The sequence below is a fragment of the Bradyrhizobium sp. OAE829 genome (genome assembly GCF_040546575.1).
Classification (GTDB): domain Bacteria; phylum Pseudomonadota; class Alphaproteobacteria; order Rhizobiales; family Xanthobacteraceae; genus Bradyrhizobium.
Window position 1 is genome coordinate 4,906,042 of the sequence record NZ_JBEPOE010000001.1, and the last position, 12,398, is coordinate 4,918,439.

15 protein-coding genes are annotated in these 12,398 nt (G+C 63.2%); 9 read left to right on the forward strand and 6 right to left on the reverse strand.

The window, feature by feature from the left end:
• Positions 1–83: 83 nt before the first annotated feature.
• From ABIE49_RS23630 to ABIE49_RS23640, 3 genes are read right to left on the reverse strand one after another with little or no spacing between them, the layout of a single operon-like run.
• A complete protein-coding gene (locus tag ABIE49_RS23630; RefSeq protein WP_192736507.1) occupies positions 84–902 on the reverse strand; it encodes an enoyl-CoA hydratase/isomerase family protein in 819 nt (272 codons plus the stop codon).
• A 39-nt stretch (positions 903–941) separates the two neighbouring features.
• A complete protein-coding gene (locus ABIE49_RS23635; RefSeq protein WP_192736508.1) occupies positions 942–2,102 on the reverse strand; it encodes an acyl-CoA dehydrogenase family protein in 1,161 nt (386 codons plus the stop codon).
• 34 nt (positions 2,103–2,136) lie between these two features.
• On the reverse strand, positions 2,137–3,201 hold the full coding sequence (locus tag ABIE49_RS23640) for an acyl-CoA dehydrogenase family protein (RefSeq protein WP_192736555.1): 1,065 nt from the start codon (positions 3,199–3,201) through the stop codon (positions 2,137–2,139).
• Positions 3,202–3,477: 276 nt separating this feature from the next.
• Here ABIE49_RS23640 and ABIE49_RS23645 point away from each other — a divergent pair, with 276 nt between their 5' ends.
• The gene (locus tag ABIE49_RS23645) at positions 3,478–4,260 is read left to right on the forward strand and encodes an SDR family NAD(P)-dependent oxidoreductase (RefSeq protein ID WP_192736509.1); all 783 of its coding nucleotides are present in this window, start codon (positions 3,478–3,480) and stop codon (positions 4,258–4,260) included.
• Between the two features lie 53 nt (positions 4,261–4,313).
• Here the strand turns inward: ABIE49_RS23645 and ABIE49_RS23650 are convergent, their stop codons facing one another.
• Positions 4,314–4,592, reverse strand: a complete 279-nt coding sequence (locus ABIE49_RS23650) for a GlsB/YeaQ/YmgE family stress response membrane protein (protein WP_192736510.1) — start codon at positions 4,590–4,592, stop codon at positions 4,314–4,316.
• Between the two features lie 60 nt (positions 4,593–4,652).
• The gene (locus ABIE49_RS23655) at positions 4,653–5,255 is read right to left on the reverse strand and encodes a YidB family protein (protein ID WP_192736511.1); all 603 of its coding nucleotides are present in this window, start codon (positions 5,253–5,255) and stop codon (positions 4,653–4,655) included.
• Between the two features lie 149 nt (positions 5,256–5,404).
• Between ABIE49_RS23655 and ABIE49_RS23660 the strand changes: the two genes are divergently transcribed.
• A complete protein-coding gene (locus tag ABIE49_RS23660) occupies positions 5,405–6,406 on the forward strand; it encodes a 2-dehydropantoate 2-reductase (RefSeq protein WP_192736512.1) in 1,002 nt (333 codons plus the stop codon).
• Between the two features lie 73 nt (positions 6,407–6,479).
• A complete protein-coding gene (locus ABIE49_RS23665; RefSeq protein WP_354066945.1) occupies positions 6,480–6,692 on the forward strand; it encodes a hypothetical protein in 213 nt (70 codons plus the stop codon).
• Positions 6,693–6,888: 196 nt separating this feature from the next.
• On the opposite strand, the gene ABIE49_RS23670 is transcribed toward ABIE49_RS23665, so the two are convergent.
• The gene (locus ABIE49_RS23670) at positions 6,889–7,503 is read right to left on the reverse strand and encodes a hypothetical protein (protein WP_192736513.1); all 615 of its coding nucleotides are present in this window, start codon (positions 7,501–7,503) and stop codon (positions 6,889–6,891) included.
• A gap of 346 nt (positions 7,504–7,849) precedes the next feature.
• On the opposite strand from ABIE49_RS23670, the gene ABIE49_RS23675 reads away from it, so the two are divergent.
• The 6 genes from ABIE49_RS23675 (at position 7,850) to ABIE49_RS23700 (ending at position 12,334) form a co-directional block, all read left to right on the forward strand.
• Positions 7,850–8,035 carry a hypothetical protein gene (locus ABIE49_RS23675; protein ID WP_192736514.1) on the forward strand — a complete coding sequence of 62 codons (186 nt, stop codon included), beginning with the start codon at positions 7,850–7,852 and terminating at the stop codon, positions 8,033–8,035.
• Positions 8,032–8,670 carry an RraA family protein gene (locus ABIE49_RS23680; protein ID WP_192736515.1) on the forward strand — a complete coding sequence of 213 codons (639 nt, stop codon included), beginning with the start codon at positions 8,032–8,034 and terminating at the stop codon, positions 8,668–8,670. Before ABIE49_RS23675 ends, ABIE49_RS23680 begins: the two co-directional genes overlap by 4 nt.
• A 46-nt stretch (positions 8,671–8,716) precedes the next feature.
• The gene (locus ABIE49_RS23685; protein WP_192736516.1) at positions 8,717–9,088 is read left to right on the forward strand and encodes a cupin domain-containing protein; all 372 of its coding nucleotides are present in this window, start codon (positions 8,717–8,719) and stop codon (positions 9,086–9,088) included.
• A 46-nt stretch (positions 9,089–9,134) separates the two neighbouring features.
• A complete protein-coding gene (locus ABIE49_RS23690; RefSeq protein WP_192736517.1) occupies positions 9,135–10,103 on the forward strand; it encodes a tripartite tricarboxylate transporter substrate-binding protein in 969 nt (322 codons plus the stop codon).
• Between the two features lie 218 nt (positions 10,104–10,321).
• Positions 10,322–10,591: a hypothetical protein gene (locus ABIE49_RS23695; protein WP_192736518.1), complete on the forward strand. Its 270-nt coding sequence runs from the start codon at positions 10,322–10,324 to the stop codon at positions 10,589–10,591.
• Positions 10,592–10,777: 186 nt separating this feature from the next.
• On the forward strand, positions 10,778–12,334 hold the full coding sequence (locus ABIE49_RS23700) for a peroxidase family protein (protein ID WP_192736519.1): 1,557 nt from the start codon (positions 10,778–10,780) through the stop codon (positions 12,332–12,334).
• The last annotated feature ends 64 nt before the right edge of the window (positions 12,335–12,398 follow it).

The following is a 12,398-nucleotide window of genomic DNA, read 5'->3' on the forward strand; positions in this document are numbered from 1 at the left end:
CGGCGTATGGGTCCCCAGATGCGCAATTGCGCATCTGAGCTCAAGGCCGGGACGACACTGTTGTTGAAGCTGCAGCTTCGACCTCACCGCCCCTTGAAGTTCGCGACCCTTCGCTCGGCCGTGGCCTTGACGCCTTCCTTGAAGTCTTCGGTGGCACGCAGGCGGGACTGTTCGGCGAGTTCGTGATTGGTCGCGGCCAGCACGCGGTCGGCGAGACCGGCGCGCATAGTGGCGCGGGTCGAGAGCAGGCCGAGCGGCGAACATTCGGCGATTTCAGCTGCGAGCTTCATGGCCTCGGCGCGCACCTGATCCTGCGGCACGCAGATATTGGCGAGGCCCATTTTGGTGGCCTCCTCGCCGGTCACGCGGCGGCTGGTGTAGAAGATCAGCTCGGCGTTGTTCTTGCCGACCAGTTCGGGAAGCGTCGTGGTGAGCCCGAAGCCCGGATGAAAACCGAGTTTGGTGAAGTTGGCGGCAAAGCGCGCTTCGGGACAGGTGACGCGGAAGTCCGCGGAGACCGCAAGCCCGAGGCCGCCGCCGATCGCCGCGCCATGCACGGCCGCGACGACCGGCTTCTTGGCGCGGAAGATACGCACCGCGTGCAGGTAAAGACTGTTGATCGAACCGAGGCTGTCGGCGGGATCGCCCTTTTTGGCTGCTGCCGCTTCGGCGGCCTCCTGCTCCTGCCGCTTCGGATCGCTGAAATTGGCGCCGGCGCAGAACGCCTTGCCCTGGGCGGCGAGAACCGAGGCGCGGATCTCGATATCCTTGTCGAATTCCTCGAGCGCGTCCGCGATCTGGTTGATCAGCGAGATGTCGAAGAAGTTCAGCGGCGGTCGCTGGATTTCGATCAGGCCGACATGGCCGTGCTTCTCGACGCCGATATCCGTGTATTTTGTCATTTTGTTTCCTCGTTGAATGAGCGCAAGCAAGGCCGCGCGTCAGCGCAAACCCAGCCCGCGGGCGATGATGCCGCGCAGCACTTCGGTGGTGCCGCCCTGGATCGTCAGTTTTGGTGCGGTCTTGATCGCAAACGAGAGCTGGTTTTCCAGCGTCTCGCGGTTGGTGGCGGTTTCCTCGACGAACGCCGCGAGGTCGCGCACCCGGTGCGGCAGCGCCTGCTCCCATACCGTGCCGATGTCTTTCACGATGGAGGCTTCAACCACCGGCTCCTTGCCGGCCTGCAGCATGCCCGCCACCGACACCGACATGCGCCGCATGGTGTGCAACTGCGCCACCAGGCGGCCGATGCCCTCGGCGCTGCGGGTATCCGGGTTCTTGCCGACCGCACGGACCAGTTCGGTCAGCACGTAATAGGTTTCGAGAAAACGTTCGGGGCCCGAACGCTCATAGGCGAGCTCCGAGGTCGCCTGCTTCCAGGCGCCGTCGACTTCGCCGAGCACGTGATCTTCGGGGACGAAGAAGTCGGTGAAGACAACTTCGTTGAACTCGTACTGGCCGGTGATCTGCTGGATCGGGTTCACCTCGATGCCCGGCTGCTTCATCTTGACCAGAAACTGCGTCAGGCCGTGACGGCGGTTCTCTTTCGTGGGCGGTGACGTCCGGAAGATCGCGATCATGTAGTCGGCGATGTGGGCCGAGGAGGTCCAGATCTTGGTGCCGTTGATCAGGTAGCCGCCGTCGGTCTTGGTGGCGCGGGTTTTTGCCGCGAACAGGTCGGAGCCGGAGTTGGGCTCGCTCATGCCGATCGCAAAGCAGACCTCGCCGCGGCAGATGCGCGGCAGGATGTCCATCTTGATGTTCTCGGGCGCGTATTTCAGCAGCACCGGGCCGCTCTGACGATCGGCGACGAAGAAGCGCCGCGTCGGCGCGTTGGCGACGCGCATCTCTTCGGTGACCACATAACGCTCGAGGAACGAGCGCTCATGGCCGCCATATTTCTTCGGCCAGGTCATGCCGAGCCAGCCCTTGGCGCCGACCCGGCGGGAGAATTCCGGCGCGTCGGTGTCTTCGCGGTTGGGCTGGTGCGGATCGAAGGTGCCGGCGGCGATTTCCTCGGCGAGGAAGGCGCGCACTTCCTTGCGAAGCTGTTCGCATTCGGGCGGCAGGCGGATCGGATCGAAACGGAGGGCTGCGGTCATGGTGCGTCTCTATGCAGGCAAACGGTTATGAAGATCAGCGCGAGGCCACCAGCGGCCACAATTCATCGGCGCCGCGGTTCGCCACAAGCTTGCCGAGCTCGACCGCCCAGTAGCTTTCGGAGCCGAAATCGTCGCGCCATCCGAGCGCCCGCAGCGAGTAGCGATGCAGGATGTGTTCGATGGTGAAGCCGATCGCGCCATGCACCTGATGGGCAATGCCGCCACCCTTTTCGGCTGCTTCCGAACAACGGATTTTCGCCGATACCGCTTCGAGGAACACTTCGTCGTTGAATGAAGTGGCGTTGGCGATGGCGTCCGCGGCCGAGGTCGCCGCGGCCAGCGCCGCTGCCGACTCGCCGGCGAGCCGCGCCAAATTGTGCTGCACCGCCTGGAATTTAGAAATCTTCTTCTCGAAGGCGACGCGCTCGTTGGAATAGCGCACGGAAATTTCCAGCATCGATTCCAGCGCGCCGGCGATCTGCAGGGAGCGGGCGACGCCGCCCATCAGCATCAGATGGGTCTGCTCAAAACCTTTCGGCGCCGGCCTGGTCGTCACCGGCTGCACCTTGTCGAAGGTCACGGTGTCGCTGTGGTCGCCGCCGAGGCCGAGGCCGGAATCGATCCGGCATTTGGCTGCTTCAACGAGCGCGATCGAAAGCCCCTTGGCGTCGCTGGCGACAACCGCGATATGTTTCGCGGCCTTCGCAAACGGCACGCCGCGGGCCTTGCCCGACAGGCTGCCATCGGCGTTGAGCGTGACGCGGTCTTTCGGGCTTGCGGGCGCGACCGTCATTTCGCCGTCGGGCGAGGAGATCTTCGCCTGCGCCAGCAGCCATCCCGCCAGCATGGTCTCCGCCAGCGGTACCGCGACCGCAAAACGTCCGGCGGCGCTGAGAACGGAAAAGCCTTCGGCAAGGCTCGCACCCGAACCGCCGCAATCCTCCGGCACCCAGGACAGCGGCAGGCCGGACTCGCTCAGCGCCTGCCAGAGCGGGGCCTTCCACGCGCCGTTCTTGTCGCGATTGATGGTTTGGGCGTCGGCGAGATCGGCGAAGATCTTCTCCGCGGTCTCGGCAACGATGTTCTCACTCTCCGCCACAGCGTTCCTCATCTTGATTGGCTCAGTCTATTGGCACTGGGCCCGGCGTTCCGCCAGCTTCAGGTGCGGTCTTTTCTTGCGCTTTATGATGCGGAAAAGCCATAGCCCTGACAAGCGCTGCCCGCAGGGCCGCCTGCGGCGACGGCATACAGAGCGACAGGCGAAGAATAAATTCCGCGCAACGGATTTCCCCGATTTGCAGGGACTTTGCCCCGAGATATGGTAGACGCGGAAACAGGCTCGAACAAAGTTTCAAAACAAAACGAGGAAATGCGGATGTCGAAGGATGGTTTGTACGCGATCGTAACGGGTTCGGCATCCGGCCTTGGGGCTGCGACCGCGGCCATTCTGGCCAAGGGCGGTGCGCGCATCGTCGTCAATTATTCCAACAGCAAGGCCGAGGCCGAAGCGACCGCTGACCTCTGCCGCACGGCGGGCGCCGAAGTTATCGTGGTGCAGGGCGACGTCTCGCGCGACGAGGATTGCAAGAAGATTGCCGCGGCCGCCGCGTCCTGGGGACGGCTTGACGTGCTGGTCAACAATGCCGGCACCACCAAGCATGTGCCGCACGACAAGATGGATGATCTGACGGCGGAAGATTTCCAGCGCATCTACGCCGTCAATACCATCGGCCCGTTCCAGATGATCCGCGCCGCGCGCGCGCAGCTCGAGGCCGGCGCGAAAGCCGCCGGGCGGGCGTCCGCCGTGGTCAACGTGTCGTCGGTAGCAGGCATTTCCGGCGGGGGCTCGTCGGTCGCCTATGCCGCGAGCAAGGGCGCGCTCAACACCATGACGCAATCGCTGGGGCGCGCATTGGCGCCGTTGATCCGCGTCAACACCGTGTGCCCCGGCTACATCGATACGCCCTGGTTCACGAAAGGCCGTGGCGAAGCCGGCGCCAAGGTGGTGCGGGATTCGGTGATTGCGAAGGTGCCGCTGAAGACGGCCTCAACGGCTGACGATATCGCGCAGCTCGTCTGCTTCCTCGCCTCGCCGGCGTCGGGACAGATGACCGGCGAGTTCGTCCGCATGGATGCGGGGATGCATTTGGTTTTGTGAGGCTGGGCAATTATTCGTCGTCCCGGCGTTCGCCGGGACGACGGATAGTTTTTCTATCGATTACCCGGATCCGAAATCACGCGGCTGGCGACCAGTCGGTTCCAGATGAACAGCACGATCAGCGCGCCGATGGTGGCGGTGACGAAGCCGGCGCCCTGACTGGCGCTGTAATAGCCCATCGCCTGGCCGATGAAGGTCGCGAGAAACGCACCGGCGATGCCGAGCACCGTGGTCAGGATGAAGCCGCTCGGATTGTTGGGACCGGGCGAAAGCAGGCGCGCGATAATTCCGGCGACAAAGCCGACGACAATGACCCAGATAATGCCACCCATGGCGATGGTCCTTTGCAATGTTCTATGAGGGAGAATGCGGCGCGCGAGCGCGCCGCGGTATCAAAGCCGGCCTGAGATTTCGTTCTCGTCCGGCAGCCTTCCGTCCGGCGTCAGGTGATTGATCACGTCAGGCAGATACTGGCTGAGACCTTGCAGCAGATCATTGCGCGACATACCGGTCTGCGAGGTCAGCGATTCGATCTGGTCGGCGCCGAGCGCGCTGGCGAGATCGCCCGGTGCGATCTCTTTGTTGGGTCCGTTGCTGACCCATGAACTCGCCGCGTCGCCCTGGCCCTTCTCCTGAAACTGCTTGAGCAGGTCGCCGAGACCGCCACTGAGGATGCTGCCGGCGGCACCGCCGGCGAGCAAGCCGCCGAGGCCGCCCTTCATCAGATCGCTGAGGCCGCCTCCGCCCATGGCGTTACCCAGGCCGCCGGGCAGGCCCGCAGTTACGTTGCCGGGCAGTTTCGGCGGGGCAGAAGGCGCCGACGGCGCTGCACCCGGCTGACTGCCGCCGAAATGTTTCACGGCTTTCCAGGCCAGCAGGGCCAGGATCGCCATGGTCATCGGCGACATGCCCTCCTTGCTGTCGGATTGCGCGTTCGGGTTGCCGGGCCCGCGCGGGCCGTTCTGCATGCCGTTGAGTATGTCGAGTAAACCCATGGTGGTCTCCTGCAGCGTGTCAGCCCCCGGGCGAAACATAACGGTGGCCCATGACGGTTACAAGGCGCGCCCGGACAAGCGTTTGCGCCTTCGGTAGGCACCGGGTGCCGGTTCTGCTATCGAAGGGCCGGCAATAGAGACCATTGAAGATGAACGCAGGCCGAACGATTGGCGTGGCGGGCGCGGGCAGCATCGGCTGTTTCGTCGGCGGCTTGCTGGCGGCCGGCGGCCGTCGTGTTGCCTTGCTGGCACGCCCGCGCGTGATCGCCGAGATCGAGGCCAGAGGCCTGCGGCCGACGAGCTTCGAAGGTTTTGACCGGACGATCGAAGCGAAGGCGCTGAAATTGTCGGATGATCCGTCGATCTTTGCGGATGCTGGCGTTGTGCTGGTCACGGTCAAGAGCGCCGATACAGCTGAGATGGCGGATATCATCGCAAGGAATGCGCCGTCCGATGTCATTGTCGTCAGCCTGCAGAACGGCGTCGGCAATGTTGCGGTGCTGCGCAATCGCTTGCCCAGCCGGCGCGTGCTCGGCGGCATGGTGCCGTTCAATGTGATCACCGCAGGCGAGGGGCGGTTTCACCGCGCGACGTCAGGCGACATCGTGATCGAACAGGACGCCGACGGTACCGCCGAAAAGCTTTCAGTGCCGGGATTGAACATGCGCCCGACCGGCAATATCGACGGCGTGCAATGGGGCAAGCTGCTGCTCAATCTCAACAACGCGCTCAATGCGCTGGCCGATCTGCCGCTGCGCCGCCAACTCGCGCAGCGGCCTTGGCGGCGGTTGTTTGCCGACCAGGTGACGGAAGGATTGGCGGCGATGCGCGCAGAGGGCATCAAGCCGGTTTCGCCGACGCCGCTGCCGCCGGGCTGGATGCCGCATTTACTGCGTTTGCCGGATATGATGTTCGAAGCCGTGCTGGGACGGACGATGAAGATCGATCCCGAAGCGCGCTCCTCGATGTGGGAAGATCTGCAACGCGGCCGCCGCACCGAGATCGATTATTTTCAGGGCGTCATCACCGAGATCGCCGAGCGGCGCGGGCTGGACGTGCCGCTGTCGCGCCGGGTCGTCGAACTGATCCGCAAAGCCGAGGCCGCCGGCCAGGGTTCGCCGGGGCTGACACCGGATCAGATCCGCAGCTGAAGTTGTCGGTTGCCTTGAAATGGCGCCGGTGCTGCGCGAGTTTTGCCTGGGAGCGTTCACTGGGAGAGGCGGCATGAAACCGACACGAACAGCCCCTCTGGCGATCGCCGCCTTTCTTGGCTGGCTATCCGTGCTTCCCGCGTATGCCGTGCCGCCCGTTGCGACGCCGTCGCCGGGCTATGAGGCGCGGCTGCAGGAGCAGCGGGCGGCCGCGGCGCGGGCCCATAGACCGGTCGCGCCAGTGACGAAGCCGCCGCGCCGGAGCAAGCGCGCGCCTGCGAATTGATCGTGTCGATGCGAGGGTGATTGCGGATTGATGCTGTCGTCCCGGACAAGCGCAGCGCGATCTCAGATGCGCAATTGCGCATCGGGGGACCCACACGCCGCGGCCATCATTGTTTTATAAGATATCTAACGCCTGTGTTCTTGCCGACAGGCCGCGGCGTATGGGTCCCGGCGTTCGCCGGGACGACGGCGAGGCTTCAGCCCCGCTTCGGCTTGCTCGGCGTCGGGTTGCTCGGCGTCGCGCCGAACAGCTTCTTCAGATCGTCGATGCTTTGCGACAGTCGCGGCCATTCGCAGGAGAAGGAATCTTTCTTGCAGTTGGAAGCCTTGAGGCGCGCGGCCTGCTTGACCGGGCTTGCCACCGGCACCGGGATTTTTTCGACTTCGGTTCGCAACGCCACCTGCTGCACGGCGCGCTGCGATTCCTGCTCCTGCTGCAGTTGTTGCTTGGCCGTAAGGGCCGCCGCGATGCTGCTGCGGCGCTGGCTTTCGAGATAGGCGGTATATTGCTGGTCGATCTTCTTCTGCTCTTCTGGCGTCGGGTTGGGTCCCGCGATGTCGAAGGTGCGGTCTTGCATGAAGTCGTAATAGGTGTAGCCGCCGCCGGGCTTGCGGCGGCCGGCGAACTTCGCGTTGCATTCGGCCAACGCTGACGTCCTGTCTTCCCTGGTCTTCGCCTTCTCGGCGACATCAGCGCAAGATTCGAAATCGACCGGCGTGCCGCGCCACCACTGCGCATGCGCATGCACCGGGCCCAGCACCACGAGGCCGGCGACGGCTGCGATAGCGGGCAGCGGTGATAACGCAATCACGGACGAAGTTTCCTCAACAACGCGAGTTCCAAAGTTGATTTGCGGTCATGGATTAAACGGATTGTCGCCATTTTGACAGGCCTTGTCACCCCCGGAGCCCGGCGATTTTCCAGCGCTGATTTCTTGCCTGAGATCGATGGAACTCAGCTGCGGTTCGTTGGAATTTGTTCTGGAAATTCAACGCGAAAGGGGTTTGGCCCATTGGGCGCAAGCCGGCCGGAGGCGGCTTGTGTCGCAGTCACCCCTGTTGACGCATTGTGGCAGGACTTTGCCATTTATTCAAAGCGCCGGCCCGGCGCGGTTTCGCCGAACATCGTGCACCAATGAAGGGGCGAGCTCACATCCGATGAAAATCCGTTCGATCCGCCGCCGGATTTCCCCGGCGAGTTTACGCGATCCCGATGCAAAACAGCCCATTGGAATAGAATTTGGGCATATCAATCTGTGTAAAAAGGTATTTGATTGCCTGGGTTTGGCGCTATCAAAGATGTCCGCGAACAAGAAGAAGCATCAAGGGAAATCAACTGCATGAGCGTCACCATTGCCATTGATAGCGTACCAAAGCCGGCGTCTGACTTGATCGAGGCATTCAGGAGCGCGTCCACATCGATCATCAGCGACAACCTTGCCCGGCTGCCGGGCGCCGTGGGGCTGCGGCCGTTCCATCGCAGCGGCAGGCTGGTGGGCGCAGCCTTCACCGTCCGCACCCGGCCGGGCGACAATCTGGCCATTCACAAGGCGCTTGAGCTGGTTGGACCGGGCGACGTGATCGTGGTCGATGGCGGCGGCGACGAGAGCCGGGCGCTGGTCGGCGAGATCATGAAGAACATTGCCGAGTATCGGGGTGCAGCGGGCTATGTGATCGACGGCGCGATCCGCGACGTTGCCGCGTTCGCCGCGTCCGATTTCCCATGCTTTGCCCGTTCGGTCATTCATCGAGGCCCCTACAAGAGCGGCCCCGGCGAAATCAACGTGCCGGTCTCGATCGGCGGGTCGGTGATATCGCCGGGTGATATCGTGGTAGGGGACGAGGACGGCGTGGTGTCCTTTCCGGCCGCGATCGCACCTTCGTTGCTCGAGGCGGTGCGCGCCCAGACCAGGCGGGAAGAGGAAACGTTGGTGGCGATCCGCGAAGGCCGCTATCAGGGCTCCTACGGCAAGTCATGATCGAGACGCAACGGACATTGGGACAACTAAGGTTGAGGAAGCGACGATGAGTCAGAGGGACGAGTTTCACAATCTGGACAACCCGGATGACGGGCTGTTTCGCGATCTCGCGCCGGGTCTCACCACGCGCATCTTCGCCGGTGAGCAGGCCATGCTGTCGGTGGTGACGCTGGCGCCGCATTCGCAAGGCACCCTGCATCATCACCCCGAGGAGCAATGGGGCGTGCTGCTCGAAGGTTCGGCCGTGCGGGTGCAGGGCGATGAGGAAATCAACGTGAAGAAGGGCGATTTCTGGCGCACGCCGGGAAACGTGCCGCACACCATGCGCGCCGGGCCGGAGGGCGCTCGCGTGCTCGATATCTTCAGCCCGCCGCGGCCGGAATACAAAAAGCCGGGATCGGGCTTCGGTAATCAATAAACCTGCGAAACAAAAAACAAGCGCAGCAACAATCAGGGGGAGAGAAATGAAGAAGATCACGCGACGTACCATGCTGGCGGCGTCGGCCGCATTCACCTTCGCGCCGTCGCTGGCCCTGGGGCAAGCGGCGAAGAACATGACGCTGGTGGTGCCATTTCCGCCGGGAGGATCCACCGACGCGCTGGCGCGGCTGCTGCAGTCTCACCTGCAGACCAAGCTCGGCCGTGTCGTGCTGGTGGAGAACAAGTCGGGCGCCGCCGGTTCGCTTGGCGCGGCGCAGGTGGCCAAAAGCCCGCCTGACGGTTCGTCGTTTCTCGTGACCTTCGATTCTCACGCGGTGATCCCATCCATTCTCGAAAAGCCGCAGGTCGATGTCGAGCAGGATCTGATGCCGGTGTTTCTCGTCGGCACCGCGCCCTACGTGATCGCGGCGAACGCCAGCCGGCCGTTCAAGACGTTTGCCGATGTCGTTGCGGCGTCGAAAAAGGAGCCCGGCTCGATCAAATACGCATCCGTCGGCATCGGTACCCTCGGTCATTTGGCGATGACGATGCTCGCCAAGCAGGCCGGCGTGGAAATCACGCATGTGCCGTATCGTGGCGGCGGACCGGCCATGAACGACGTGCTCGGCGGACACGTCGACCTGATCGCGGGATCGGCGGCGCTGATCATGGCGCAGCTGGGGACCAATACGCTTCGTCCCATCCTGCAGCTCGGGCGCGAGCGGATGCCATCGCTCCCGGACACCCAGACGGGGATCGAAGCCGGCTACCCCGATTCCGAGACGCTGGCCTGGTGGGGCATTTTTGCGCCCAAGGGCACGCCGCCTGATGTCATCGATGGCCTCGCGAAGCCGGTCCGCGAAATCCTGAGCGAGCCCGCGGTCGCGGCGCAGCTGCGCGAGACGCAGCAAATGACGCTGTTGCTGGCCGACGCCAAGGATTTCGGCACGTTCTTCGCCAAGCAGGTCAGCGCCTGGGGCAAGGTCGTGCGCGAGAACAACATCAAGGCGTAGGACGGGTTCTCATCTTCCTGATTTTTCGGGACGCGATCCGGCGGCCGCCCGGCAGGGCGGCCGCCGCGGCTGCCGCCACATGCCCGTATGATCCCGGACTATCCCAAAGACGCATAGGAAAAGCGGCCGACTCGTGGCGAAGTTCCGCGAACCGCGCCCAACCTTCATGGCTTCCGCGCGTTGTCAGATTACGAAAAGTCACCCTTTCGGAGATCGTTGTGAACAGCACACTCACGTTGAAACCCCGTCCCAGCAATACGGCACTGATCGCCTGGCAGTTCACCGGGCAGCCGCTGTACGAATGGCCGAGCTGGGTGCAGTCCAGCTGCTCGCTTCAACGCAGCGACGACGGACAATTCGAGCTTCGGCACGAGCGGCAAAGCGGCGCACAGATCGTCTATCTCGGCGAGTGGCTGGTTCGCGATCTCGACGGCGGAATCTGTTTCTACACCGACGCCGAAATCCGCAGAGAGTTCGAGACCGCCTGAGCGCTATTGACGCAGCCAAGTAGCCGCCAAGTGTGAACCACGCAACAATCTGCCGCAATCTATAGGTTTATAGGTGTTGCCACTCACCCAGAGGGGCAATGCTGAAATTTCGAATCGCATTTTAAGGAACTGAGACGACTCAACTGGCGCCCCTCTCCTCATAGTACTTCCTGATTGGAGAAAGCGATGGCAACAGAAGTGAATGTCCAGCCCGGCCATGGCAAAGCTGGCCGTCATCCGACAAGGCAATTTCTCGATACGCTTTCCGGGCACGACGATCCCGGCATGTTCGGTCGGATGTTTCCGACCCTCGATCCGCTGGCGGTCGATGACAAACCGCTGCAGGAACTCGCCGACGCGATGAAAGACCCGAACCCCGGCGACCCCGCCGGGAACAACACCAAGGTGCCGGCCGGCTTCACCTATCTCGGGCAGTTCGTCGATCACGACATCACGCTTGACCTGACGTCGTTCGGCGAAAAGGAAGCAGATCCCAACGCGGTGGAAAATTTCCGCACGCCCGCGCTCGATCTGGACAATGTCTATGGTCTCGGTCCGGATGGCAGCCGGCAGCTTTACGCACGCAATCCCGGCGATCTCGACGGCAAGACGCCCGGTCCGAAACTCCTGATCGGCAAGACCATCAGTGTGCCGATCGGCAATGTAACCATCACGCCTCGCAATGATCTGCCACGCAATCCTGAAGGCTTTGCGCTGATCGGCGACCACCGTAACGACGAAAACCTGGTGGTCGCGCAGACCCATCTGGCGATGCTGAAATTCCACAACAAGGTGTGCGATCAGCTGGCGGCGAAGGGCACGCCGGTTGGCGAGATCTTTGCGGAGGCCCGCCAGATCGTGACCTGGCACTATCAGTGGATGGTGCTGCACGATTTCGTCGAGCGCATCACCGAAAAGGGCATCGTTGCGAAAATCCTCGAACAGGGGCGCCGCTTCTACCGCTTCAAGAAGACACCCTATATGCCGGTCGAGTTTTCCGGGGCGGCATTCCGGCTCGGCCACAGCATGGTGCGGGAGATCTACAGCCACAACCGTCTCTTCACGCCCGGTCCGGGCGGAATCGTTCCGGCCTCACTCGAACTCCTGTTCAGCTTCACCGGTCTTTCCGGCGGCATCATCGGCGATCTCGCGCCCAATCCGCCGGTGCCGCCGCTACCGATCCCGCTGTTGTCCAGCAACTGGATCATCGACTGGCGGCGCTACTTTGAAGTGCTGGCTACCAATCCCGCTGACGTCAGGCTCAATCCCTCGCGGAAGCTCGATCCGTTCGTGGTGCCGGCACTGCATACGCTGCCGGGCGGCGGCGGCAGCCTGCCGTTCCGCAATTTGAAGCGCGGCGTGCTGCTCGGATTGCCGTCGGGACAGGATGTCGCCAAGGCGATGCGGATCAAGAACCCGCTGACGCCGGCCGAGATCGCCAAGGGCACGGACGGCGCGGTGGCGAAGAAGCATGGCCTGCACGAGCACACGCCGCTCTGGTACTACATCCTGAAAGAGGCCGAGCAGCGCGGCGGCGGCGAAAAACTCGGACCGGTGGGCGCGACGATCATCGCCGAAGTCTTCGTCGGCCTCGTGCATGGCGACCACCAGTCGTATCTGTGGCTCAAGGGCAAGAGCTGGAAGCCGACGCTGCCCTCGAAGACGCCGGGCGATTTCACCATGGCCGACTTGCTGCGGTTCGTCGGCGATGTCAGCCCGATCGACGGCATTTCGACGGTGTAGCAGCAAAAATCACCGGGAATCCTGCGGTCGCGCGCTGCAAATCAAAGCGCAATCGCAGGCTGGC

Bases quoted from the DNA above. Each gene is read 5' to 3' on its own strand.
- ABIE49_RS23675 (WP_192736514.1), top strand. From the start codon at position 7,850: ATGAAAATCCGTTCGATCCGCCGCCGGATTTCCCCGGCGAGTTTACGC.
- ABIE49_RS23635 (WP_192736508.1), bottom strand. From the start codon at position 2,102: ATGACCGCAGCCCTCCGTTTCGATCCGATCCGCCTGCCGCCCGAATGC.
- ABIE49_RS23660 (WP_192736512.1), top strand. From the start codon at position 5,405: ATGAACGCAGGCCGAACGATTGGCGTGGCGGGCGCGGGCAGCATCGGC.
- ABIE49_RS23680 (WP_192736515.1), top strand. From the start codon at position 8,032: ATGAGCGTCACCATTGCCATTGATAGCGTACCAAAGCCGGCGTCTGAC.
- ABIE49_RS23665 (WP_354066945.1), top strand. From the start codon at position 6,480: ATGAAACCGACACGAACAGCCCCTCTGGCGATCGCCGCCTTTCTTGGC.
- ABIE49_RS23655 (WP_192736511.1), bottom strand. From the start codon at position 5,255: ATGGGTTTACTCGACATACTCAACGGCATGCAGAACGGCCCGCGCGGG.
- ABIE49_RS23690 (WP_192736517.1), top strand. From the start codon at position 9,135: ATGAAGAAGATCACGCGACGTACCATGCTGGCGGCGTCGGCCGCATTC.
- ABIE49_RS23645 (WP_192736509.1), top strand. From the start codon at position 3,478: ATGTCGAAGGATGGTTTGTACGCGATCGTAACGGGTTCGGCATCCGGC.
- ABIE49_RS23700 (WP_192736519.1), top strand. From the start codon at position 10,778: ATGGCAACAGAAGTGAATGTCCAGCCCGGCCATGGCAAAGCTGGCCGT.
- ABIE49_RS23650 (WP_192736510.1), bottom strand. From the start codon at position 4,592: ATGGGTGGCATTATCTGGGTCATTGTCGTCGGCTTTGTCGCCGGAATT.
- ABIE49_RS23685 (WP_192736516.1), top strand. From the start codon at position 8,717: ATGAGTCAGAGGGACGAGTTTCACAATCTGGACAACCCGGATGACGGG.
- ABIE49_RS23630 (WP_192736507.1), bottom strand. From the start codon at position 902: ATGACAAAATACACGGATATCGGCGTCGAGAAGCACGGCCATGTCGGC.